At 59.1% G+C, this 24786-nt stretch carries 23 protein-coding genes; 7 read left to right on the forward strand and 16 right to left on the reverse strand.

The genetic code is table 11. From position 1 onward, the window contains the following. Positions 1 to 3: 3 nt before the first annotated feature. From L8H52_RS16110 to L8H52_RS16125, 4 genes are all read right to left on the reverse strand, one after another. Positions 4 to 1395, reverse strand: coding sequence for an insulinase family protein (locus L8H52_RS16110; protein WP_242207964.1), 1392 nt, complete (start codon positions 1393 to 1395; stop codon positions 4 to 6). A 176-nt stretch (positions 1396 to 1571) separates the two neighbouring features. Continuing rightward, entirely contained in the window at positions 1572 to 3230 is a 1659-nt protein-coding gene (locus L8H52_RS16115) for a Na/Pi cotransporter family protein (protein ID WP_242207963.1), read from the reverse strand. 326 nt (positions 3231 to 3556) lie between these two features. Further along, the gene (locus tag L8H52_RS16120) at positions 3557 to 4324 is read right to left on the reverse strand and encodes a TerC family protein (RefSeq protein ID WP_159813404.1); all 768 of its coding nucleotides are present in this window, start codon (positions 4322 to 4324) and stop codon (positions 3557 to 3559) included. Between the two features lie 85 nt (positions 4325 to 4409). Next, positions 4410 to 5717, reverse strand: coding sequence for a CitMHS family transporter (locus L8H52_RS16125; RefSeq protein ID WP_064389709.1), 1308 nt, complete (start codon positions 5715 to 5717; stop codon positions 4410 to 4412). 322 nt (positions 5718 to 6039) lie between these two features. Here L8H52_RS16125 and L8H52_RS16130 point away from each other — a divergent pair, with 322 nt between their 5' ends. Continuing rightward, positions 6040 to 6441 (forward strand): GFA family protein, encoded by a 402-nt coding sequence (locus L8H52_RS16130; protein ID WP_242207962.1) that lies wholly within the window; start codon positions 6040 to 6042, stop codon positions 6439 to 6441. Here the strand turns inward: L8H52_RS16130 and L8H52_RS16135 are convergent, their stop codons facing one another. Then, complete coding sequence (locus tag L8H52_RS16135; RefSeq protein WP_242207961.1) at positions 6442 to 6768, reverse strand: DOPA 4,5-dioxygenase family protein; 327 nt, start codon at positions 6766 to 6768, stop codon at positions 6442 to 6444. 82 nt (positions 6769 to 6850) lie between these two features. Here L8H52_RS16135 and L8H52_RS16140 point away from each other — a divergent pair, with 82 nt between their 5' ends. Beyond that, positions 6851 to 7516 (forward strand): NAD(P)H-binding protein, encoded by a 666-nt coding sequence (locus L8H52_RS16140; protein ID WP_242207960.1) that lies wholly within the window; start codon positions 6851 to 6853, stop codon positions 7514 to 7516. Between the two features lie 7 nt (positions 7517 to 7523). Here L8H52_RS16140 and L8H52_RS16145 read toward each other — a convergent pair whose 3' ends face one another. Further along, complete coding sequence (locus L8H52_RS16145) at positions 7524 to 8474, reverse strand: LysR family transcriptional regulator (RefSeq protein WP_242207959.1); 951 nt, start codon at positions 8472 to 8474, stop codon at positions 7524 to 7526. Positions 8475 to 8588: 114 nt separating this feature from the next. On the opposite strand from L8H52_RS16145, the gene betC reads away from it, so the two are divergent. From betC to L8H52_RS16160, 3 genes are all read left to right on the forward strand, one after another. Next, positions 8589 to 10103, forward strand: coding sequence for a choline-sulfatase (betC, locus tag L8H52_RS16150; protein ID WP_242207958.1), 1515 nt, complete (start codon positions 8589 to 8591; stop codon positions 10101 to 10103). Between the two features lie 16 nt (positions 10104 to 10119). Further along, complete coding sequence (choX, locus tag L8H52_RS16155) at positions 10120 to 11040, forward strand: choline ABC transporter substrate-binding protein (protein ID WP_242207957.1); 921 nt, start codon at positions 10120 to 10122, stop codon at positions 11038 to 11040. Between the two features lie 254 nt (positions 11041 to 11294). Next, on the forward strand, positions 11295 to 12863 hold the full coding sequence (locus L8H52_RS16160) for a SulP family inorganic anion transporter (RefSeq protein WP_242207956.1): 1569 nt from the start codon (positions 11295 to 11297) through the stop codon (positions 12861 to 12863). A gap of 116 nt (positions 12864 to 12979) precedes the next feature. On the opposite strand, the gene aroE is transcribed toward L8H52_RS16160, so the two are convergent. Together aroE and hemF are read right to left on the reverse strand one after the other, a co-directional pair. Then, positions 12980 to 13801: a shikimate dehydrogenase gene (gene aroE, locus L8H52_RS16165; protein ID WP_242207955.1), complete on the reverse strand. Its 822-nt coding sequence runs from the start codon at positions 13799 to 13801 to the stop codon at positions 12980 to 12982. Positions 13802 to 13810: 9 nt separating this feature from the next. Continuing rightward, positions 13811 to 14725: an oxygen-dependent coproporphyrinogen oxidase gene (gene hemF, locus L8H52_RS16170; protein WP_242207954.1), complete on the reverse strand. Its 915-nt coding sequence runs from the start codon at positions 14723 to 14725 to the stop codon at positions 13811 to 13813. Positions 14726 to 14874: 149 nt separating this feature from the next. On the opposite strand from hemF, the gene L8H52_RS16175 reads away from it, so the two are divergent. Continuing rightward, the gene (locus tag L8H52_RS16175) at positions 14875 to 15852 is read left to right on the forward strand and encodes an NADPH:quinone reductase (protein ID WP_242207953.1); all 978 of its coding nucleotides are present in this window, start codon (positions 14875 to 14877) and stop codon (positions 15850 to 15852) included. 57 nt (positions 15853 to 15909) lie between these two features. Here the strand turns inward: L8H52_RS16175 and L8H52_RS16180 are convergent, their stop codons facing one another. The 8 genes from L8H52_RS16180 to L8H52_RS16215 form a co-directional block, all read right to left on the reverse strand. Then, positions 15910 to 17211 (reverse strand): AMP-binding protein, encoded by a 1302-nt coding sequence (locus tag L8H52_RS16180; protein WP_242207952.1) that lies wholly within the window; start codon positions 17209 to 17211, stop codon positions 15910 to 15912. Then, entirely contained in the window at positions 17201 to 18469 is a 1269-nt protein-coding gene (locus tag L8H52_RS16185) for an aminotransferase class I/II-fold pyridoxal phosphate-dependent enzyme (RefSeq protein WP_242207951.1), read from the reverse strand. Before L8H52_RS16185 ends, L8H52_RS16180 begins: the two co-directional genes overlap by 11 nt. Further along, positions 18466 to 19560, reverse strand: coding sequence for a DUF3419 family protein (locus L8H52_RS16190; protein ID WP_242207950.1), 1095 nt, complete (start codon positions 19558 to 19560; stop codon positions 18466 to 18468). Before L8H52_RS16190 ends, L8H52_RS16185 begins: the two co-directional genes overlap by 4 nt. A gap of 42 nt (positions 19561 to 19602) precedes the next feature. Beyond that, complete coding sequence (locus L8H52_RS16195) at positions 19603 to 20337, reverse strand: iron-containing redox enzyme family protein (protein WP_242207949.1); 735 nt, start codon at positions 20335 to 20337, stop codon at positions 19603 to 19605. Then, positions 20315 to 20983: a hypothetical protein gene (locus L8H52_RS16200; RefSeq protein WP_242207948.1), complete on the reverse strand. Its 669-nt coding sequence runs from the start codon at positions 20981 to 20983 to the stop codon at positions 20315 to 20317. Before L8H52_RS16200 ends, L8H52_RS16195 begins: the two co-directional genes overlap by 23 nt. A gap of 269 nt (positions 20984 to 21252) precedes the next feature. Beyond that, positions 21253 to 21810: an L-threonylcarbamoyladenylate synthase gene (locus L8H52_RS16205; protein ID WP_064389694.1), complete on the reverse strand. Its 558-nt coding sequence runs from the start codon at positions 21808 to 21810 to the stop codon at positions 21253 to 21255. 55 nt (positions 21811 to 21865) lie between these two features. After that, entirely contained in the window at positions 21866 to 22966 is a 1101-nt protein-coding gene (gene dprA / locus L8H52_RS16210; RefSeq protein WP_242207947.1) for a DNA-processing protein DprA, read from the reverse strand. 80 nt (positions 22967 to 23046) lie between these two features. Continuing rightward, entirely contained in the window at positions 23047 to 24072 is a 1026-nt protein-coding gene (locus L8H52_RS16215; protein WP_242207946.1) for a LysM domain-containing protein, read from the reverse strand. A gap of 160 nt (positions 24073 to 24232) precedes the next feature. On the opposite strand from L8H52_RS16215, the gene def reads away from it, so the two are divergent. Continuing rightward, positions 24233 to 24739, forward strand: a complete 507-nt coding sequence (gene def, locus L8H52_RS16220; RefSeq protein ID WP_064116564.1) for a peptide deformylase — start codon at positions 24233 to 24235, stop codon at positions 24737 to 24739. The last annotated feature ends 47 nt before the right edge of the window (positions 24740 to 24786 follow it).

Raw genomic sequence — 24786 nt, forward strand, 5'->3', positions numbered from 1 at the left:
GGGTTAGTGTTCGGCGGGCTTTCGGCGGTGGTGCAAACGCCAGCCGATCAGGACCAGCAACACCAGAGCCAAGCCTCCCGCACTCAGCCACAACACCTGATCATCACTGATCAACGGCTTCTCGATCCGCAGATAGCCCGGTTGCAACAGCAACTCGCGCATGGCTTTGTTCGCCGCTTCCAGCGTCACGCCTTGCAGCTCCCGCGCCGGGTTGGCGAAGCGGCCATCCTCGTAATCGCCCAGCGCACTCCAGTAATAATCCGCCATCGCGCTATTACCCTGCACCGCCCAGGCCTGATGGGCGATGGACGCCTGTTTGATCCGCGCAAAGGTATCCGCGTCGAGGCCGTTTTTCAGCAGGTCAGCCTTGAGGTCTTCCAGCACTTGTATGGCTTCGTCGACATCGTCGCGATCCAGATCGGCATTCAGGCTCATGAAGCCGACACCGCCAAACACTTCACGCTCGGCCCAAGGTCCATACGACAAGCCGTGATTGAGGCGAATCTGTCGGTACAGCGCCCAGTCGAGGTAATCCTTGAGAATGTCGAAGGTCTGATCGTATTGATCATCGATCACCGGTTCCGGCACCAGCCAGTGCAGCTTGGCGCTGTCGCCGATAAAACCACGGATGAGGGTGCGCTCATGGGCAGCGCTGGTGCTGATGTCGGGCAGTGCACGGTGCTCGCTCGGCTCAACCGCTTCGAGCGCGCCCCAAGTCCGTTCCAGGTAGGCCGGCAGCAGTTTGTCGAGTTCGCCGACGACGATCAGGGTCATGTTGTTCGGCGCATACCAGGCCTTGCGCACCTTCTCCAGTTGTTCCTGAGTCAGATGACCTACCTCGGCGCGTTGCGGGCATTTCAGGCCCAGCTCGACGGCGAGTTGATTGCTCGCGGTGTGACCCAAATCCTGACGATCGAGGAAGCGTTGCAGGCGCGTGTAATGGCCGCCGTCTTCACGTTCGACCACGCGTTTGGCGGCATTGATAGCGTTGTCGTCAATGCGCGTTTGCGTGAGCAGAGCGAGCAGCAGATCGAGCACCTTGCGCTGATTCTTCGCCGGCGCTTCGATGACGAACGTGGTGTCGGCGTTGCTGGTAAAGGCATTCCAGTCACCGCCCAGGGCTTGCATGCGCTCCTCCAGACCGCCTTCGCCAGTGGCGTCGATGCCGCTGAACAGCAGGTGTTCGAGCAGGTGCGGCAGCTCTTTTTCATCACAATCGAAATCATCGAGGCCAACGCCAACCACCAAGCGGATCGCCACATGCCCGCGTTCGGTACCGGGTTTGAGCAGCAACTGCAAACCGTTGGGCAGCGCATAGCCTTCGACCTGAAAACGATCCAGGGCGAAGGCGGGCAGGGAACCGAGCAACAGACAGGCGAACAACAGGCAACGCATAACAGGCTTCCATACGGCTGATTTGGAGATCCGTTTCGTCAGTCAGATCGCCTTCGCGAGCAAGCTCGCTCCCACAGTGGTTTCGCCGAACACAAAACCCTGTGGGAGCGAGCTTGCTCGCGAAGGCGTCCCTGAGGCCGAACCCTGTGTTACTGACTGACCCTAGCCCCAGACGTTCAAGGCGAATGCGTAATGTCGGCAATATCATCCGCCGCCAGCGCTCCGGTGTCCGCCGTTTCCAGCACCACATACGCACTGCCGCAAAACAGTGAATTCAAGCGTTTCATGTCGGCAATCAACTCCAGGTGCAACGAACTGGTTTCCAGACTCTGGACGATCTTGCGTTGCAAACGGCTGACATGCGCATGGGCCAAACGGCGTTCCTGTGCGCGAAAACGGCGTTTCTCGCGCAGTAGCTGGCGGGCGCTTTCGCGGTCGCCACTGAGAAACACCGACAGCCCCAAGCGCAGATTAGCGATCAATTGCTGCTGCAGTCCGGCCAGATCCTCAAGGCCTTCTTCGGAAAACGAGCGGCGCTGTGAAGTCTTCTGCTGCTGGATCTTGCGCAGCATGCGCTCGATCAGGTCGGCGGCCAGTTTCAGGTTGATCGCCAGCTCGATGATTTCGGCCCAGCGCCGACTGTCCTGTTCGCCAAGGTCCTCGCGGGGCATTTGCGCCAGGTACAACTTGATCGCGCTGTACAGCGCTTCGACGTCATCGGTCAGCCGGCGTATTTCCTGGGTGACAGCGGTCTGCTTGCCGCGCAGCACATCGAGGGTGGCGTCGAGCATGTTCTCCAGCAGATCGCCCATGCGCAGGGTTTCCCGCGCGGCATTGGCCAAGGCCAGGCTCGGCGTGACCAGCGCGGTAGCGTCGAGGTGACGCGGTTTGGCGGTGCCGTTGACCTCGGGGCGTTCCGGCAGCAGCCAGGCGCAGAGGCGTGCCATTGGCCCGACGCTTGGCAGCAGAATAAGGCAGCGCGCGGTGTTGTAGAGCAGGTGAAAACCGATGACCATTTCCTGCGGGCTGAAATCGAGGCTGTCGATCCAGTGCACCAGCGGATCAAGTACCGGGATGATCAGCAGCAGGCCGATCAGTTTGTACAACAGACTGCCCAACGCCACTTGCCGGCCGGCGGCGTTCTGCATGCTGGTGCTCATGAACGCCAGCACGCCGCTGCCGATGTTGGCGCCGATCACCAGACCGATTGCCACTGGAAGACTGATCACACTGGCGCCGGCCAGGGTTGCAGTGAGCAGTACGGCAGCGAGGCTGGAGTAGGAAATCATCGCGAACAGCGCGCCGACCAAGGCATCGAGGAGGATGTCGCCAGTCAACGAGGCGAAAATCACCTTCACCCCTTGGGCGTGGGTGATCGGCGCGGCGGCTTCGACGATCAGTTGCAGCGCGAGAATGATCAGCCCCAGCCCGATGGCCACCCGGCCCATCTGCCCGAGCCGCGTCTGTTTGCGCGACAGAAAGAAAATCACCCCGAGGAAAATCAGTAGCGGCGACAGCCACGACAGGTCGAACGTCAGCACCCGCGCCATCAGCGCGGTACCGACGTCGGCGCCGAGCATGGTCGCCAGCGCCGGGGTCAGCGCCATCAAGCCTTGGCCGACAAATGAAGTGACGAGCATCGCGGTGGCGTTGCTGCTCTGCACCATCGCGGTGACGACGATGCCAGCGACAAAGGCCAGCCAGCGCTTGGACATGTTCTGGCCAATCACATGACGCAAGTTGGTGCCGTACACCCGCAGGATGCCGGTTCGGACGATATGCGTGCCCCAGATCAGCAGGGCGACGGCGGAAAGCAGATTGAGCAGGGTGAGCATGCAGACCCCCTGTAATAGCAGTGCCCCAGAGGGGCAAATTGACGGTACCGCGCGGTTTCTACGTTCTGATACTTAAGCTGTAGTTGGCTAACGGTCTGGGCGCCAGCATTGCACAGCTAAAGTGTGGATTGAAACAAAAGTGTCATGAAAATGGGTTCATCCACCCACCCGAATCCAACGCGAATCCCGTGTGTTGCCCAAAACAAATGTGGGAGCGAGCCTGCTCGCGAAAGCGGTGGATCAGCCAACATTTCTGTCGACTGACACTCCGTCTTCGCGAGCAGGCTCGCTCCCACAAGGATACTGCGTATTGCCAGACTACCGGGTTACTGGCCCGGGATGTCCTTGCGCAGTTTCACCGGATCCTGCTGTTTCTTCTTCCGGGCAATCGCGCCGCGCAACTTGATGTTGATCGCCTCAACCGCCAGCGAGAAGCCCATGGCGAAGTAGACGTAGCCTTTCGGCACATGCACGTCGAACGACTCGGCGATAAGCACGGTACCGACCACCAGCAGGAACGACAGCGCCAGCATTTTCAGCGACGGATGCTTGTCGATGAATTCGCTGATCTTGCCCGACGCCAGCATCATCACCAGCACCGCCACGACAATGGCCGCGACCATCACCGGCACGTGGGAAACCATGCCCACTGCGGTGATCACCGAGTCCAGCGAGAAGACGATGTCGATGATCGCGATCTGGATGATGGTGTAGAGGAAGTTGCCGCCCTTGCCGCCAGGCGTGTCGTCGCTTTCGTCTTCGCCTTCCAGCGCGTGGTACATCTCTTGCGAGCTCTTCCACAGCAGGAACAGACCACCGAAGAACAGGATCAGATCGCGACCGGAAATGCCCTGGCCGAACACTTCGAACAGGTCGGCGGTGAGACGCATGACCCAGGTGATCGACAGCAACAACAGGATGCGCGTGATCATGGCCAGGCCAAGACCGAAGATCCGGGTGCGCTGCTGCATGTGTTTGGGCATGCGGCTGACCAGGATCGAAATCATGATGATGTTATCGATGCCGAGGACGATTTCCAGGGCGGTCAGGGTGAAGAAGGCAACCCAGATTTCGGGGTTGGTCAGCCATTCCATGTGTATTCCTTTGAGCAATTGTTAAACCGAAAAAGGTCCGGGCTTCAAACCGCGAAGCCAGGACCCGAAACGGTGAGTCTTGGGCTTATAGAGTGCTGAACACCGGGAAAGTCCCCAACAGCAGCGCAGCAATCAGGATGCAGATACACACCAGGATCGCCCATTTCAGGGTGAAACGCTGGTGGTCACCGAAATCGATGCCGGCCAGGGCCACCAACAGATAGGTCGATGGCACCAACGGGCTCAGCAAATGGACGGGCTGACCGACGATCGAGGCACGGGCCATTTCCACTGCGGTAATCCCATAGTGGCTGGCGGCTTCGGCCAACACCGGCAACACGCCATAGTAGAACGCATCGTTGGACATGAAGAAGGTGAACGGCATGCTCACCAGCGCCGTGATCACGGCCAGGTACGGGCCGAGGAAATCCGGAATCACTGCCAACAGGCTCTTCGACATCGCATCGACCATGCCGGTGCCGCTCAGGATACCGGTGAAGATACCCGCCGCAAAGATCAGCCCGACCACTGCCAGAACGCTGCCGGCGTGAGCCGCAACGCGATCCTTCTGCATCTGCAGGCAAGGGTAGTTGACGATCATGGCAATACTGAACGCGACCATGAACAGCACCGGCAATGGCAGCAGACCAGCAATCAAGGTGCACATCAGGCCGAAGGTCAGGGCGCCGTTGAACCAGATCAGTTTTGGACGGCGGGCATCCGGGAACTGCGAGACGCTGATTTCGCTGTGGTCGATATCATCGCCAACCAGATGCAACTCACCCAGACGCGCACGCTCACGTTTGCCGTAGAAATAGGCGATAAGAAGGATCGCCACCACACCGGCGGCCATGGCCGGAATCATCGGCACGAAGATATCCGACGGGTCGACATGCAACGCACTCGCCGCACGGGCAGTCGGGCCGCCCCACGGGGTCATGTTCATCACGCCACCGGCGAGAATGATCAGGCCGGCCATGATTCGCGGGCTCATGCCGATGCGGCTGTACAGCGGCAGCATGGCGGCCACGCAGATCATGTAAGTGGTCGCGCCGTCACCATCGAGGGAGACGACGAGCGCCAGTACGGCGGTGCCGACCGAAACTTTCAGCGGATCGCCCTTGACCAGTTTGAGGATCTTGCGCACGGCCGGGTCGAACAGGCCGGAGTCGATCATCAGGGCGAAATAGAGAATGGCGAACATCAGCATCACGCCAGTCGGCGCCAGCTTGGTAATGCCTTCGAGCATCATCGGGCCGATCTTCGGTGCAAAACCACCAAACAGGGCGAAGACGATCGGGATGATGATCAGAGCGATCAGCGCGGACAGGCGCTTGGTCATGATCAAAAACATGAACGTGATGACCATGGCGAAGCCAAGGAAAGTCAGCATGGGAATACTCCAGGCGTAGCGCGGCTAGTTAAATGAGCAGATCGGACGGGATCAGCGCAGAACGGGAAGCACGAGACGTACGGGAGGATTGACAGCGCAAAGGCGGGCTACAGAGGACATCAGAATCACCATTGTTGTTGTTAATTGGGCCGTTCGCGCGGGGTATCACACGCATTGGCCGACCGGTCTGTTGCCGGAAGTGGGGCGATCCTAATCGGGGAAGCTTTCAGCTACCTTTCGCGCAAGAAAGCTTTGAATGAACGGTCAACCGGCGGTCGGATGCGAACCAGAGTCAATGAACACGGGAAGGAGGACTTTGACCATGAGCCAATTGCACAGTGGCGGCTGCCATTGCGGACACATTCGTTATCAGTTCAGTGGGGCGCTGCAGGATATCGCCCACTGCCATTGTTCGATCTGCCGTAAGGTCAGCGGCGGGATTGTCACGACGTGGATCACCGTGCCGGCGGCGAATTTCCAATGGCTGGCGGGGACGCCGTCGCGCTATGACTCCTCAAATAGCTGCGCACGGTACTTCTGCCCGCAGTGCGGCGCGCAACTGGCGTTGGTGACGTTGCTCAGTCCCGAGGGCATCGACGTGACCATTGCCACCCTCGATCACCCGGAACTGGCGCCCGCCGAGCGCCATATCTGGACGGACAGCCAACTGCCTTGGCTGCATCTCGACGAACAGCTACCGGGCGAAGCCGAAGAAACGCTGTGATCAAAAAACAGACAAATTCAGCGGTCTGATCGCGCCCATCCAGATCGCATGCTCCGTGTGATCTAGCAAATCATCGCCAGTGTCCGGGTGCAGGAATACCACCAAGCCTTTGCGATTGAGCGCCAGCCACGGCAGCACATCGGCGATCAGCTCAGGGCCGAAGGCCAATTGGCAACTCCAGTCCGGATGCGGGCCGACCGGACGTTCATGGACGCGGCCCATCTTCAATGGAAACAACTGCGCGGTCTGCTCACACAGGGCCCGCGCCTGCTCGATGGTGTCGGCGTCGAAATAGACGTGGGCGTGGTAACCCTTGATCGCTTGCATTTGAAAGCCTCTGAATCGATTCGAACCCTCGGCGTTGCCCGTATGTCACACGCCATACAAGGGACAAGAAAAGGGATCAGCCATGAAAAATGCCGAAACCCCGGCGGTAAAAGTGGTGCTCTATGGTGCCATGAGTAGCCTGGGCAGCGCGTTGATGGCTGAATTGCTGCGGCGTCAGCACGAAGTCATCGCCATTCTCGACGATTTGACCGCACTCGCACCGCGTCCAGGATTGCGTACCAAAACCGGTGATTTGTTCGACTCGGAGCGGGTCAATCAGAGCGTGGCCGGTAGTTCGGCGGTCATCTGTTTACTGGATGCGCCGGGGTTGCCGTTCAGTAGCGATCAGGTTGAACGGGCCGTCGTGCTCGGGCCGGTCGAGCAGGTACTGGCCGTCGATGCGTTGGTCGATGGTCTGCAAGCGGCCAATGTGTCGCGGCTGTTTCTGGTGGGCGACTTTGCCGTGCTCGATGAGCCGGATGTCGATGATCGCCTGCAACGTCATGCCGCCGAAGAAATCCGTGAAGCCGTGCAAAGCAGTCCGTTGCACTGGACGCTGGTCAATGCTCCGCACGGCGTGGCCGGGCTGACGATTGAGCATTTCAGTCAGGTCGGCGGGAATCTGGAACCGGGTCTGGCGGAACCGCTGGAGCGTCTGAATCGTGTAGCGGTAGGCATAACCGATGAGCTAAGGCTGAATTTGCATGTGGGGCAGCATGTGAATTTTGTGGCGGCTTCAGATTCGTAAAAGATCTTCAAACCGCAATTGAAGGCAGTGCGAGTCCATTCAGGGATTGCGCACTGCTCGCCTGCTCCGCCATCAACCAATCGACAAACTGTTGAATCAACGCCCCGCGACGTTTGCGCTGCGGCAACACCACGTAATACCCCAGCCGCGACAACGTCGTTTCAGCAAGCGGCCGGCACAACAAACCTTGCGTCAGCAAGTTATCCACAAGGTGCCGCCAGCCAATTGCCACGCCTTGCCCGCCAATCGCCGCTTGAATCAACAGGGTGTAATTGTCGAAGCGCAATTGCCCCGGCGCTGGCGCAGTGGTGATGCCGAGTTGGCGAAACAGACCACTCCAGTCGAACCAGTTGCTGCTGTTTTCGCCACGCAGGTGCAGCAATGGAAACTCCAGCAACGCCTGAGCGGGCAAGGGCAGGTTACGGTCCTTGAGCAACTGCGGACTGCACACCGGGAACACTTCTTCGCTGAACAACCAGTGACTCTCGCCCTGCTTGAAACGCCCATCGCCGAACAGAATCGCTACATCGATATCCGTACGCAGCATGTTGTGATTGCGCTCGCTGGTGACGAGGCTGACATCAACGTGAGGATTGGCTTCGTGAAAGCGGTGCAAGCGGGGCATCAACCAATACGCAGCGAAGGCAAAATCGGTGGCAACCTGCAGGACTTCATGTTGCTGTTGCGTGCTGATTGCGCTTAATCCTGCATCGATATTCTGCAAACCGAGGGTAACTTGCTCGAACAGGATCGCGCCGACTTCCGTCAATTCGATGCCTCGGTAGATCCGATCAAAAAGCCGCGTACCGAGTTGCTCTTCCAGCCGTTTGATCTGCTGACTGATCGCCGGTTGCGTGGTGCCAAGCTCAACCGCCGCGGCGGTAAAACTGCGCTGTCGCGCCGCCGCCTCGAAGGCGCGCAACAGGTCGAGCGACAGATCACCCAAGGCTTCATACATAAGCAGTGCTTATCCTAGTCATTGTCCGGCGCGGGCTTTACCGGATACAGCATGGACTCCATGCTCGATCGCAGCAATGTCGCATAAATATTCACTATGGAATGACGCGATCACATGAAGCGCAAGAATATTCTTTTCATCATGGCCGATCAGATGGCCGCGCCAATGTTGCCGTTCTACGGCCCTTCGCCGATCAAACTGCCGAATCTCTCGCGCCTCGCCGAACAAGGCGTGGTCTTCGATGCTGCTTACTGCAACAGCCCGTTGTGCGCGCCGTCGCGTTTCACCTTGGTCAGCGGCCAATTGCCGAGCAAGATTGGCGCCTATGACAACGCTGCCGATTTCCCTGCCGACGTTCCGACTTACGCCCACTACCTGCGACGCCTCGGTTATCGCACCGCGTTGTCCGGGAAAATGCACTTCTGTGGCCCGGACCAATTGCACGGTTATGAAGAACGCCTGACCAGCGATATCTACCCGGCCGATTACGGTTGGGCAGTGAATTGGGATGAGCCGGATGTGCGGCCGAGCTGGTATCACAATATGTCTTCGGTGCTGCAGGCAGGGCCATGTGTGCGCACCAACCAGCTCGATTTCGACGAAGAGGTGGTGTTCAAGGCGCAGCAATACCTGTTCGATCACATCCGCGAGGATGGCGACCAGCCGTTCTGCCTGACCGTATCGATGACTCACCCACACGATCCGTACACAATTCCCAAGGCGTTCTGGGACTTGTACGACGATGGCGATATCCCGCTTCCGACAACGCCGGAGCAGCACGAACTCGACCCGCACTCGCAGCGTCTGCTCAAGGTTTATGACCTGTGGGATAAACCATTGCCTGTGGATAAGATTCGCGACGCGCGCCGGGCGTACTTCGGGGCGTGCAGCTATATCGACGCCAACGTCGGCAAACTCCTGCAAACCCTTGAAGAAACCGGCCTGATCGATGACACCATCATCGTCTTCTCGGGTGATCACGGCGACATGCTTGGCGAAAAGGGCCTTTGGTACAAAATGCACTGGTATGAGATGGCTGCCCGCGTGCCGCTGTTGATAAGTGCGCCTGGACAGTTCGCTTCAGGCCGGGTCAGCGCTGCCGTGTCTACCGCCGACCTGCTGCCGACATTCGTCGAACTGGCCGGCGGCACGCTGGAACCGGGTTTGCCGCTGGACGGCCGCTCACTGGTTTCACACCTGCAAGGGCAGGGCGGCCATGACGAAGTGTTCGGCGAATACATGGCCGAAGGCACCGTCAGCCCATTGATGATGATCCGTCGCGGCGCCTACAAATTTATCTACAGTGAAAGCGACCCTTGCCTACTCTTCGACGTAGACAACGATCCGCGCGAACTCGAAGAACTCAGCCAATCGCCGCAACATCGCCAGCTGTTCGACGACTTTCTTGCCGAAGCGCGGGCCAAGTGGGACATTCCGGCGATCCACCAGGAAGTACTGGCCAGTCAACGCCGCCGCCGTTTTGTCGCCGACGCGTTAACCATCGGCAAGCTGAAGAGCTGGGATCACCAGCCGCTGGTCGACGCCAGTCAGCAGTACATGCGCAACCACATCGACCTCGATGATCTGGAACGCAAAGCACGTTATCCACAACCCTGCCAAAACCAATAATGTTAAGGGGAAGTCCATGGGCAAGTTATCCACAGTAGTGACGATTGGCCTGATCGCGTTGAGCAGTACTTCGGCCTTCGCCGAGCAGAGCTGCGACACGGTGAAAATGGCTGATCCGGGCTGGAGCGACATCGCCGCGACCAACGCCATCACCGGGTTTCTGCTGGATGGCATGGGCTACAAGGCCAAGGTCGACACCCTTGCGGTGCCGATTACCTTTGGCGGTTTGAAGGATGGCCAGGTAGATGTGTTCCTCGGCAACTGGATGCCGGCGCAGCAGGGCTTCTACGACAAGTTCGTCGCCACCGGCGATGTCACGCAACTGGCGAAGAACCTCGACGGCACCGAGTTCACCCTCGCCGTGCCTGACTATGTGTGGGACGCGGGTGTGCATAACTTTGCCGACCTGAACAAATACGCCGACAAGTTCGACAAGAAGATCTACGGCATCGGCTCGGGCGCCCCAGCGAATATCTCGCTGCAGGAAATCATCAAGAAGAACGACTTCGACATGGGCCAGTGGAAGCTGATCGAGTCCAGCGAGCAGGCGATGCTGGCTGAAGTCTCGCGAGCGGTGAAGAAGCAGAAATTCGTCACCTTCCTCGGCTGGACCCCGCACCCGATGAACGTGCAGTTGAAGATGCATTACCTGAAGGGCGGCGAGAAATACTTTGGCGACACTGGCAGCGTGTTTACGTTGACGCGCAAGGGCTACGCCGAGGCGTGTCCGAATGTGGGTAAATTGCTGACCAACCTGTCGTTCACTCAGGAGATGGAAAACAGCATCATGGCTGAGGTGGTGAACAAGAAGGTCAGCAATGCCGAGGCAGCGAAGGCGTGGATCAAGGCGAATCCGGCGGTGTTGGATAAGTGGCTGGATGGGGTTAAGACGGCTGACGGGAAGGATGCGTTGGCGGCGGTGAAGGCGAAGCTTTGATTTGGGGTTGTTCTGAATTTTGCTCGGCTTGAGATTTTTGCCCCCTCACCCCAGCCCTCTCCCCCAAGGGGGCGAGGGGGAAAGGGAGCCGATCTTCGCGCTGTTCAAAACTTGAGTTCTACTGGATATCTCAGGTCGGTGTACCTCTCTCATTCACCTCGGTCAGTCCCCTCTCCCTCCGGGAGAGGGCTAGGGTGAGGGCCTTTCCCCTGACACCCTGATAACCTTGAAAAAAACCCCAACCGCGAGGACCCATGGCCTTCCCCAGCCGCCACTCTCTCTTCCCCTTCCTCACCTGGCTACCACGGCAAACCCGTGCCAGCGTAGGACGGGATCTGATCGTCGGCCTCAGCGGCGCAATTCTCGCGTTACCCCAGTCGATTGCCTACGCTCTGATCGCCGGCCTGCCACCCGAATATGGCCTCTACGCCGCAATCATTCCGGTATTGATCGCTTGCCTGTGGGGTTCATCGTGGCATCTGATCTGCGGCCCGACAGCGGCCATTTCGATCGTGCTGTACGCCAGCGTCAGTCCTTTGGCCGTACCCGCATCGCAGGACTACATCACGCTGATCCTGCTGCTGACCTTCCTCGCCGGGATTTTCCAATGGCTGCTCGGTTTGCTGCGCTTCGGCGCTTTGGTGAATTTCGTCTCGCACTCGGTGGTGCTGGGGTTCACCCTCGGCGCGGCGGTAGTGATTGCCATCGGGCAATTGCCGAATCTGCTGGGGCTGGATCTGCCGGCCAAGGCCACAGCGCTGGCGAGTCTGATGGATCTGCTGCAACACCTCCGGGGTGTGGATAAACCTTCGCTGGTGCTCGGTGTGGCGACGGTGGTCGTCGGTGTCGTGTTGAAACAATTGTTGCCGCGCTGGCCGACGCTGTTGATAACTCTCGCATTGGCCAGTTTGCTGGTGTGGCTGTGGCCGGCGATGTTCGGTCATGTGCATCTGGTCAGCGCATTCGTCGGGCGGTTACCGCCGTTCAGTGCGTTGCCGCTGGATCTGGATTTGATCTTGCGCCTGCTGCCGAGTGCAGTCGCGGTGGGCATGCTCGGGCTGGTCACCAGCCTGTCGATTGCCCGCTCGATTTCGGCGCGTTCGCAGCAATTGCTCGATGCCAATCAGGAAGTCCGCGCGCAAGGTTTATCGAATATTGTCGGCGCGTTCTTTTCCGGGTCACTGTCAGCCGGATCGTTTACCCGTTCCGGTTTGAGTTACGAGGCGGGCGCCTGCTCGCCGCTGGCCGGGATTTTTTCGGCGATCTGGGTGGCGTTGTTTGCGATTTTCGGCGCGGGGCTGATTTCGCATATTCCGATTCCGGCGATGGCGGGCAGCATCCTGCTGATTGCCTGGGGTCTGGTCGATCATCGCGGCATTCGTGCCTTGCTGCGGGTCAGCCGTGCCGAGTTCGTGGTGATGGCCCTGACTTGCCTGGCGACGTTGCTGCTGGAGTTGCAGACGGCGATTTATGCCGGTGTGCTGGCATCACTGTTCTTCTACCTCAAGCGCACCTCGCAACCGCGCGTGCAGCATTGGCGCGACGGCGAGGACGATGTGTTGCGCGTCGGTGGCTCGATCTTTTTCGGCGCCAGCCATTACCTGCAGGTGCGCTTACAACGGATGCATGGCGCGCGGGTGGTGATTGAGGCGCAGCAGATCAACTTCATCGACTATTCGGGCGTGGAGATGCTGCATCAGGAGGCGCGGCGGTTGTTGCGCCAGAATCGCAGCCTGACCTTGCGCCGGGCGCGGCCGCAGGTGGTGGAGGAGTTGAGGAAGCTGGAAGGGCCGGAGAAATGTCCGATCCGGTTTGAAGATTGATCTCGGGATCGCACATACCTTGTGGGAGCGAGCCTGCTCGCGAAGACGGAGGCACATCCAACATTGATGTGTCAGACAGACCGCTTTCGCGAGCAGGCTCGCTCCCACATGGGTATTTATTGGGCCAACTGGCGGCGCAGTTCGGCTAATACTGGCGCTGTGTCCGGGCGTACGCCGCGCCACAGGTAAAATGCCTCAGCCGCCTGTTCAGCGAGCATGCCCAAGCCATCCATCGACACCGCCGCGCCATGTTCACTGGCCCAGCGGCAAAACGCCGTCGGCTCTTTGCCGTACATCATGTCGTAGCACAGGGTCTTGCCCGGCTCGATCAGGCTCGGCGCAATCGGCGGCACATCACCAGTAAGACTGGCCGACGTCGCATTGATGATCACGTCCACCGGCTCGCGCAACCAGTCGAAACCACTGGCCGACACCGGCCCCAGGTCGCAGAACAACTCCGCCAGCAACTCAGCCTTGTCCACCGTGCGATTGGCAATGATCACCGACGCTGGTTTCTCCGCCAGCAAAGGCTCCAGCGCCCCGCGCACAGCGCCACCGGCGCCGAGCAACAGGATACGTTTGCCAGTCAGGCTGAACCCGGCATTCACCGTCAAATCTCGCACCAGCCCGGCGCCGTCGGTGTTGTCACCGAGCAACGAGCCATCAGCCAGTTTGCTCAAGGTGTTCACCGCGCCGGCCCTTTGTGCGCGGGCGGTCAGACTGTTGGCCAGACGATAGGCGTCTTCCTTGAACGGCACGGTCACGTTGGCACCGCGACCGTCCTGGAAAAACGCCGTGGCGCAACCGGAAAAATCGTCGAGCGGCGCCAGCAGGGTGCTGTAGTCGAGGCTCTGCCCGGTCTGCTCGGCAAACAGCTTGTGAATCATCGGCGATTTGCTGTGACCAATCGGATTACCGAAAACGACATAACGATCCATCAGAAATCCTCAGGCCTCGGCCAGCCAGTCGCGGTCCTGCAGAAAGTATTCGGTCAGGCGCGCTTCTTCGCTGCCAGGCTCGGCCTTCCAGTCGTAGCCCCAGCGCACTTGCGGCGGCAGCGACATCAGAATCGACTCGGTACGCCCACCCGATTGCAGGCCGAACAGCGTGCCACGGTCATAAACCAGGTTGAACTCGACGTAGCGGCCACGGCGGAATTCCTGAAACTCACGCTGTTGAGCGGTGAACGCATCATTTTTGCGGCGCTGCACGATCGGCAGATACGCATCAATGTAAGCGTCGCCGATGGCCCGCATGAAGGCGAAGCTGGTGTCGAAATCCCACTCGTTCAAATCATCGAAAAACAGGCCACCAATGCCGCGCGGCTCGTGGCGATGCTTGATATGGAAGTAGGTATCGCACCAGGCTTTGTAGCGCGGATAGACGTCCGGGCCGAACGGCGCGCAGGCCTGTTCGGCAACGCGGTGCCAATGAATGCAGTCTGCTTCGTTGCCGTAATACGGGGTCAGGTCGAAGCCGCCACCAAACCACCAGACCGGTTCTTCACCTTCTTTCTCGGCGATGAAGAAACGCACATTGGCGTGGGACGTCGGCACGTGCGGGTTGTGCGGATGAATCACCAACGACACGCCGAGGGCTTCAAAACCACGGCCGGCCAGTTCCGGGCGGTGGGCGCTGGCTGACGGTGGCAGACCGCTGCCGAAGACGTGGGAAAAGTTGACGCCGCCCTTTTCGATCAGCGTGCCGTTCTCGATCACGCGGGTGCGACCGCCACCGCCGGCAGGCCGGGTCCAGGCGTCTTCGACGAAGCGCGTGCCGCCGTCCTCGGTTTCGAGAGCCGCGCAGATGCGGTCTTGCAGGTCGAGCAGATAGGCCTTTACGGCGTCGGTGCGGGTCGTCATGGCTTCACCTTGAATCGGGCGGCGCCCCGCAGGCGGGCGACGCAAATGGGCGCGTAGCATACCACCGCACAACGGCGCGCCGCAGTTGACGAAGATCAAGCATGGGAGTTGGATAGGGGGCTTACGAACGACCCAAGGAGAGCAGGCAGATGGCAAAGCGTATCCAGTTCCGCGCCCACGGCGGCCCCGAAGTGCTCGAATATGTTGACTACCAACCCGCTGCACCTGGCCCGAATCAGGTGCGCGTGGCCAACAAGGCGATCGGCCTGAACTTCATAGACACCTATTACCGCAGCGGTCTGTACGCACCGCCCGCCTTGCCATCCGGCCTGGGGGCTGAAGGTGCAGGCATCGTCGATGCCGTGGGCAGCGACGTCACCCGCTTCAAGGTCGGCGATCGCGTCGCTTATGGCAGCGGCCCATTGGGGGCTTACAGCGAATTGCATGTGCTGCCCCAGGACAACCTGGTGCACCTGCCCGACGAAATCAGTTTCGAAACGGCTGCCGGGGTCATGCTCAAGGGCCTGACCGTGCAATATCTGCTGCGCCAGACCTACGAACTCAAGGGTGGCGAAAGCATTCTGTTCCACGCCGCGGCCGGTGGCGTCGGGTCACTGGCCTGCCAGTGGGCCAAGGCGTTGGGCGTGAAGCTGATCGGTACCGTCAGCTCCAAAGAAAAAGCCGAACTGGCCAAGGCCAATGGCGCTTGGGCGACCATTGACTACAGCCACGAAAACGTTGCCCAGCGCGTGCTGGAGTTGACCGACGGTAAAAAAGTCCCGGTGGTCTATGACGGCGTCGGCAAGGACACTTGGCTGACCTCCCTCGACAGCGTGTCCCCACGCGGCCTGGTCGTGAGCTTCGGCAATGCTTCCGGTGCGGTGGACGGGGTCAATCTGGGCATTCTGGCCGCCAAAGGCTCGCTTTACGTGACCCGACCGACATTGGCGACTTATGCCAACAATGCCGAGAGTCTGCAGCGGATGGCCGATGAGTTGTTCGAGATGATCATCAGCGGCAAATTGAAGGTGGACGTCAGCCAGCGATATCCACTGGCTGACGCGGCGAAGGCGCAAACCGAACTGTCGGCGCGGCGCACCACTGGCTCCACCGTTCTGCAACCCTGAAACCCTGTTATTTGACAAAGTACCCGGGCGAGCCTCAAGAGGCTGGCCCGGGACGTCTCACCTCTCGACAAAAAACGGCGTCTTGCCTGCCAGGGTGGTTGCGAAATCACCACGGGGCAGACGCTGTACCTGCAGGCCCAGCACACCGGGCAATCTGAGCAATGCGTTCGATTGCGCCTCGTTGTGCAAAGCCTGTTCGATGACACGTTCAGCAGCGGCCGGCAATCGGTCCTGAGCAATAAGCAGCCGCAGGTGCGCACCGTCGGCCTGTCGATCGATCTGCACCTGCACATCCGAAGCGTGCAGTTCGGGCAACGCTTCTGCGAGCACATTCAGAACCTGGCGCTGAGTGATGATCGCTCCGCCCAGCTTGATCGAAGTTTCGATTCGGCGCTGCAATTCCAGTATTGGCAAAGCGCTGCCACAGGCACAGCCGGATTGGCTGGGCAAAACTCGCCCACGATCACCAATGCGGTACCGCAACAAAGGCACCTGATCGGGCAGCAAAGGGGTCAGCAGAAACTCTCCGGGTTCACCGTCCACCACCGTTTGCAGGCTTAAAGGATCGACCACTTCAAGCAGCATGGCGTCTGCATGCAGATGGTAGAAACCATGCTCAAGGTGCGCGCACTGGAAACCGATCGGGCCGGTCTCCGTCGAGCTATAACCCAACGATCGTATGTTCAGGGCCGGCCAGTCTCGTGCCAATTGCTCGCGTAACGGCTGACGGCAAGGTTCACCGATGTAGTAGAGCCATCTCAAACTGCGCAGCTGCACCCCATCGACATCAGCATGATTGAACAGCGCCTCGGCGAACGAGGGCGTGCAGATCAAAGCATCGGCCGCTTGTGAATGAATCAACTCGGCAATGCGCTGCATGCCCATCAGAGCGCCTGCTGGCAGCAGACGCGCGCCAATGTGCTGGACGATGGCCGCCGCGTATTGAAAGGCTCCCTGCATTTCACCAGGCGTCAGACAATTGATGACGACACGGGGCGGGTCATTGCTCGCAGCAAACATTCGCGCACCCAAGGGCACGATGCTGTCGTTGAATGCCCAGGAATGGGTGATGTGCTTGCGATTGCCGGTGCTGCCACCTGAAGTCAGGGTCAGCCCACCGCCCGGTGCGCGATGTGACGCTTCGCTGAGGTGGGCAAAAAGCAACCCGCCCTGATCGTCCTCCACGGCGAGGATCGGTAGCCGATGCAGATCCTCTGCGGTCTGTACGTGTTGAATCGGCGGACACAGCGTGCAGAACCAGGGCAGCGACCGCGCATAGTCCAATTTACGCGCGAAGGCCTCTGCGGCTGCAGCCTGAACGGTCTTTGCACAGCTCCGTTGCATCAGGTCACTGCACATGAAGCGGCTCTCCCTGACGAATACCCAACTCAGCGAATCCTTCGTTGACGGCACTGGCCAGATGCTTCAACTGACCCTCGCTGTGATTGGCGCTGATGGCCAGTCGCAGGATTGCCTCACCTTTGGCCACCACCGGAAACAAGGCCGTGGTGACCGCGATGGCGTGCCGACGCAGGTGCAACGCCAGGTTGATGGCGTCTCTCTCGGCTCCGACCCGGACGAAACGTATTGGTGAAGCAATCTGATGGTTGCCCAGAACCGGCCCGAGCAGACCATCGATAGCTTCAACATTTTTCCATAATGAAGCCTGCAACTCCCGCAAACCTGCAGATAGATGAATCTTTGCCGAGGCGACTGCCGCACCGACTCCGCCCATGGACAGTGGCCCCCCGAACGTATAAGTCGACGCATGACGCCGAATCAGCTCGGCATCGGCCGACGTCAGCACCGTAATTGCACCGCCGGTTGCGCCGAAGGCTTTGGACAATGACGACAGCAGGATCAAACGATCGCGCAACGGCTCAGCGGCGACATCAAGCGCATAACCGCCCCCGGTCCGGCCATGGATCGAAGTGCCGTGAGCGTCATCCGCATACAGATACCCCTCAAAGCGCTCAGCCAGTTGCAGCAGCCTGTTAACGGGATAAAGCCCGCGCATCGAGCCGATGCTGTCAGTCAGAATAATGGGGGTATTGCCGGCAGCGACAGCGGTGGAGCAGGCGTCCTCGACTTGCTGAAGATCACTGCAATCGCAGCGCTGGACAGGGCCGAACTGCCACAGAATGCCTTGCAGTACCTGCATCGAAGCATGGGCCGCGCGGTCAACGATCCAGCCCGGGCCACGGCGCAGGGGATACGACGGCAACTCACCGGAGCCCAGCAGCGGCAGACAACCCAGATGGGCGCTGCCCACCGAGTTGAATGTCACCGTATGCCCCTGGAAAATGCGGTTCAACTGCCCATCGAGTTCGCGCATCGGCGGTAACAGCGCTCGGGTGCGGGCGGCAGCAAACTGCACACCGAAAGACTCGACGGCTTGCACTGCGCCCTGAACCAGACGGGGATCGCTCTCGAGTCCCAGATAGGAGCACGAGAGATATTCGGTCAACTGCTCGCCACTGCTCAACTCTATGACCTTGCCATCGCGCTGCACCAGGTTCAGGCCATTGAGCCCGGCGTCGAACAATTGCTGCTGATCGTCACGCGCCTGACGGACACGGTTCTTGACCCAATTGACGGTCGGATGAGGTGTGTTCATCGGGATACCTGCACAGATGATGTCTGACGATAGACCTGTACTCGCCAGAGTTGAGTTTTTTCTCGTGCGATCGCGTCCTGAAACTGCGCAGTAACGTCGCAGAAGCCTGCGCTATCGGGCCTGACCACATGCAAATGGCCACGAATAACCGTCAGCGCATCCTCGCCCAAGGCGGGCCGGAGTCGCTGCAGGACATCCATGCCAACCTCCGCCGGCAGGAATGAAGGCACGTCGGAAAACGAGACAAAATCGACATCCGTGCAGCTCGAAGCACAGTCGAAGATATCGCCCTGCACCACAGTCAACCGGCATTGCTGCTGCGCCTTGTGTGCCTGTTGAAAAACCTGTGGATCGCACTCCAGCGGAAAGCCCTGCGGATATCGCAGTTCACCGAAAAACAGCATTTGCAGGAAAAAGCTTTCGCGCACGACCTGGGTAGTAAACAAGGTATGGAAAATATCCAGGTACACCTCTCGAGAACTGATACCCAGGTTGTTGCGGGGAAACGCGCCTTTGTACAACAGCGAATTGAGCACCGCTGCGTTGCCCAACAAGGCGATCACAGCCTTCCAGCGCTTGAGGGGAAACCGGCTTTGGTAATAAGCCGATTGCTCTCCCAGATCACGGAACCGGAAAATCGCTCGCCCCGCCTTGCCGGTGAACAAACCATTGATCTTCGCCAACCGCTGCAGAGTCTGCTCGAAGGCCCCTTGGTAAATCGGTGCCTGCCAATGACGGGAATGAAACAGGTCCGCCAGCCAGCGGCGATCAAGCGGAGGCAGATCCAGAAGGCGAAAGATGGATTTGCGCCGTGCCACCGACGTTTCCGGCCGGTAGCCCATGAAATCCATGAACGACTGGCGATCGGTCTGCTCAAGCAAAGCTAAACGCAAGCGGGTAAAGGCCAGTTGCGGCGCACTGATATCAGCGCAAGTCATGCGGGCGGGGTGACGGGCCAGCAACGGCAGAAGCCGCCCGCCGCAGCCGGCAACACCCAACACGTGCCTGGCCTGCTCGGGCAAAATCGTGTACTCGAGTGCTGTGTCTTCATCCCCCAACGCGTAGTTCAACCGCTCGAAGTAATCAGCCATCTCGACCTCCGCCTGCCCGACGTGAAAATGAACGTGAAGGCGTCATGATTTATCCAGCACATGGAGGAATTCGTAGCGTGGCGCGACGCCGTTTTGCCAGGCTTCATACTGCTCATAAACGGCTTCGAGCATGTTGCCGGTCAGGCGCAGACTGGTTTCCATCACGGTGGCAATGGCATCCCAGTCAGCCTGACGCTTGCAGGTCCGCTGCAGGATGAGTTTGATCTCATTGAAGTGCTCGACATCGATATCCGAATGAGCAATGAAGAACGTCAGTTGAGCGGGCTTCAGCGCCAGGGTTTCACTCAGCTTGTCGATCAGCGGAGTAATAAAGTGATAAGCGTTTTCCGCCCAGTAACTGTATCCCAGCCGCTGTAACGGATTACCGGTAAAAGAAATCCAGTACAAATAAGCAATCAATACTTCCGTCGCCGGAAGTGCCGGTGGCATATCAAAGACTTCATTCTTCGATCCCAGGCTCATGACATCATGCAAGGCCATTTTTTCATGACCGACTTCTTGCGCAGCATGTTCGAAACAGAATTTCGCATAAACAGGATTATCGGCATGCCGCACACCGACCAAACCCTGATTTTGGGCATTGTGTGCGGTGTAATGATAGGTTTCGATCATGTAGATCGCATATAACGCTCTGGAAACACTACCCTCGCGTATAGCCTTGACCAGCCGGGAGTTATCCAGAATATCGGCCCACGCTTTTTCAATGCGCTGATCGAGCAGAATCAGCTGTTGTTCAAAACTGACGGACGCATTCATCGCGATTCTCCGGGTAGGTGCCGTTGATGGGGAAAGGTTGTTGCAGCGCCGTGAGGACTTCCCGCCATTGCGCAGACAGCAGCCAGTAATCGCCGCGCGCACGGTGTTCGATATGCAGTGAGTTGGAAGTGATCGGGGTCAGGCCAAAGCGCTGGAACAGTCGCCGTTGTGGCGATCGGCACAACGCCGTCACACCTTGATAGCCGCGATCGATCGCCCATTCGGTGGCGGCTGCAAGCAACAAATTGGTCAGCACCGGCCGGTGCTGTTGCGAATGCGTGATCAGGCGACTGAACTCGACATGACGCGCCAGCGCCACGGTCGGAGAAACATACTGGTGCGCCAGCGAAGCCCATTCGAAAGGCGCAGGGGTCACCCGCAAAACCGCCGTCAGTTGATCGCGTTGATACAGCAGAAAATGTGTACTGCGCGATGAAATCGCCAGCCTTGTTTCAAGTGCCCGGGCTCTGGACGTCAGCATGTAATGCTTTAATCGCAGACGAAACTGGCGACTGATAAATCGTTCAAATTCGCTGGCATCTGACCCCGCATCAAGAATAACAATACGATAATCGGCATGCTGCCTGGTTAATGTCTCTTGAAGCCCCTGCAGATAATCCTTGAGTTGCAAGTTCGTAGTATCCATTCCTTCTCCGCAGACGTTAACTTATCGAAGTTTCTGAGCGCATTGAAATAATGGATGCTTTTAGAAATATCGCCACTGCGCGACTTCTGATAATGACGTGGGAAAAATCACTGATACTTCTAACTTATCGATTTATCTGACACACAGTAGTACAACATAAACAACAGATTGTTTAAGTTATGGAGACTGACCAAGGATAAATCGCAGACAGAAAAAAACTCCTCGCCAAATCAGTCGAGGAGTTAAAAACAGGTGAGGCGGAAATCGGGTCAGTCGGGACGAATAACCTTACCCGTCGCCAAATCGCGAATGACGCTAGGGTTTTTCCGCCCGCCAAGACTGCCGCCCAGCACCAGATCGACCTGGCCACGGAAATATTGCTCAACCCGTAAACGCGTGCGCGCCGCAGGACGACCCTGCGGGTTGGCAGAGGTCGAAATCAATGGCCCGACCATCGAGCACAGATCGCGAACCTGCGGATGATCACTGACCCGCAGCGCCACGGTATCGTGCATGCCAGTCACCCATTCCGGCAGCAAACCCTGATGCGGCACCAGCCAGGTGTTCGGCCCTGGCCAGGTGCTGGCCATGCGGTCGATCCATTCTTGCGGGAAGTCTTCGAACAGGAAGTCGAACTGGCGAATGTTGTCGGCAACCAGGATCAACCCTTTGACCACCGAACGATTCTTGATCGCCAGCAATCGATCCACTGCCTCTTCGTTCCACGGGTCGCAACCCAGCCCCCAGACGGCTTCGGTTGGATAGGCAATCACCGCCCCGGCGCGAATCTCTCGTGCGGCTTGCTGCACACGCCAACTGTTGACCATGAAAAAACTCTCCGCAAACAGGTTTCGCGCAGTTTACCGATCTTCCTTGTAAAACCTAGCGCGTCCTGGCCAACCAGCGACCGTTTTCGCACACCGCACGGCCATCCATTTCCAGTTCGGTGAGGGCCGCCAGCACTTTCGGTAATGCCCAGCCGCTGCTATCGGCCAAGCCTTCGCTGGTGTGCGGCGCGGCGTGGAGCAGGGCGAGCAACGGATGATCGACTTTCGGAGAGTCCGTGGACAACGGCAAATGCTGCCAGCCACGCAACGCTTCGAGGATGTGTTCGATGGTTTCCACCAGCACTGCACCGTCTCGAATCAACTGGTGACAACCGCGCGCACCGGGGTGATGGATCGAACCGGGAATCGCGTAAACCTCGCGCCCCTGTTCCGCTGCCAGCCTTGCGGTGATCAGAGAGCCGCTGGCAACACTCGCCTCGACTACCAGAACGCCAAGGGACAAACCACTGATGATGCGGTTGCGTCGCGGGAAGTTGCTCGCGGTTGGCCCGGCATCCAGTGGAAACTCCGAAAGCACCGCGCAGCCGGACGCAATCATCGCGTCGCAGAGGCGTCGATTGCGCTGTGGATAAAAGTTTTCCAGCCCGGTGCCTAGCACCCCGACTGTCAGCCCGCCGACATCCAGCGCGGCTTGGTGCGCGGCGGCATCAATGCCCAGCGCCAGACCGCTGGTGATGACAAAACCTGCCCCGGCCAGACTGCGGGAAAACGCCGCCGCCGTGTCCATTCCCGGACGCGAAGCGCGGCGGCTGCCGACCATCGCCAACTGCGGTTTTTCCAGAATCAGTGGATCACCCGCGACAAACAGCAACGGCGGCGGATCAGGAATCTGCGCCAGCAGCGCCGGGTAATCCGGCTGATCCCACATCAGCAGATGATGCTCCGGCCGCTCTAGCCAGCGCATTGCGTGGCTGGCGCCATCGCGCACTTCAGGACATCGGCGCGCCTCGGCACTCGCCGCCGGCATTCCCAGCGAACGCCAGGCACTCGCGGGGGCGCCGATGGCTTTCGAGGCCGAGCCAAAGGCTTCGAGCAATTTTGTAAAACGCTTCGGGCCGATTTCCGGCAAGCGGTGCAAGCGCAGACGCGCTTCCAGTTCCGCCGGGGAAAGCGGCGTACAGACAGGCGATATCATGGATCATCCTTGATCGTTATAAGCCCCGAACCATTCGGAACAAGCTGTGGATAACTCTGTTGGTAACTTGTTAAGCAAGCTTACGGATTTCGCACCTTGTCGAGCACCGCCAGCGAGCGTGAAGCGTTGAGAACGAGGCCGTAGCTGAGTTTGTCGTAGGTGCGGAACACCATCAGCAACCCGGCGCGTTCGTCGGGGATCTTCAGCGGTTGACCGGTGACCCGGTCGCGCACGGTTTCCCCGGTTTTCATCACCACCAGCACGTTGCCTTCGGCCAGACCGTCGCGCTTGCCCTTGTTCAGGGTGACCACGTCCATCACGCCGATCTGGGTGACGCCGCGCGGGACATCGATGATCACGCCATTGATACTGGTGGTTGGTGCGCTAGGCATGAAGGTCGAGTTGATCGAGCGCTCTTCGCCGCTGAACAAGCGGTCGCCGAGACGCACTTCCTGGGTGGTGCGTTGCAGGGCGAGGGTGGCGACGTCGCCTTCGGTGGCGACGATCTCACCGCCACCGATGTCGTCGGCGTTGATCCCGAGGAACTCCTTGGTCTGCGGATCGGTGTAGACCTTGCCCTGGCGGAATATGCCGTAGACCGGCTGATCCGGATCGAAATGGCCGCGCGCGAAGATACGGTCACCGGTGCCGCTGAGCACGCGTTCGGCATCGCCGGCGACGATGTACGGTGCCTTGTCGAAATCCTCAGCCTTGTCGACGATACGGTTGCTCAACAGAAAGCTGTTGATCGATTTCAGTGGAATGCTCGGAATCGCCTCGGCTACCGGGCTGGTGCGGATACGCGGCGAGAGCTTGATGGTGCCGCGCGACTCGCCACGATTGAGCGTCAGACGCGGCTGGCCGTCGACATAGCTGAGCGTCAGCGTGTCGCCGGGATAGATCAGGTTGGGGTTTTCGATTTGCGGATTGGCCCGCCACAGTTGTGGCCACTGCCAGGGCTCGCGCAGGTATTTGCCGGAAATGTCCCAGAGCGTGTCCCCCGAAACCACCGTGTATTGCTGTGGAAAACCATCCCTGAGTTGCACTTGCCCTTGCGCCACGCCGGCCGAAGCCAACAGCAGCAGGGCGAGTAGTGTTTTCCTCATGCAGTGAATCCCTTTATCATGTGCATTCGCGTGAACCGTCAGAGCCCCCGTGGCTCGCTTGTGCAAAATGCACAAGCTACGCTTCACAACGGTAGCCTGCATCTTCGGACCTGCCAGGCCATCGCCCGACTTTACTCAACGTGTGCAGCAATCAAAGCCTATGGCCATTTTAAACATCCTCGAATTCCCGGACCCGCGTCTGCGCACTATCGCCAAGCCTGTGGCTGTAGTGGACGACGAAGTGCGTCAGTTGGTCGATGACATGTTTGAAACAATGTATGAAGCGCCGGGCATCGGCCTTGCCGCGACCCAGGTCAACGTGCACAAACGTATCGTCGTGATGGACCTTTCCGAAGACCGCACCGAGCCGCGGGTGTTCATCAACCCCGAGTTCGAGTCGCTGACCGAAGAAATGGAGCAATACCAGGAAGGCTGCCTGTCGGTACCGGGTTTCTACGAAAACGTCGATCGCCCGCAAAAGGTCAAGATCAAGGCGCTGGACCGCGACGGCAAGCCCTATGAGCTGATCGCCGAAGGCCTGCTCGCCGTGTGCATCCAGCACGAATGCGACCACCTCAACGGCAAATTGTTCGTCGATTACCTGTCCACGCTCAAACGCGACCGGATCAAGAAGAAACTGGAAAAGCAGCACCGCCAGAACGCTTGATGCCCCTCCTTCAAAGGCTTGCTGCGGCAAGCCTTTTTCTTTTCAAG

This window comes from Pseudomonas sp. CROZ-RG-20F-R04-15 (assembly GCF_022662375.1).
GTDB lineage: Bacteria > Pseudomonadota > Gammaproteobacteria > Pseudomonadales > Pseudomonadaceae > Aquipseudomonas.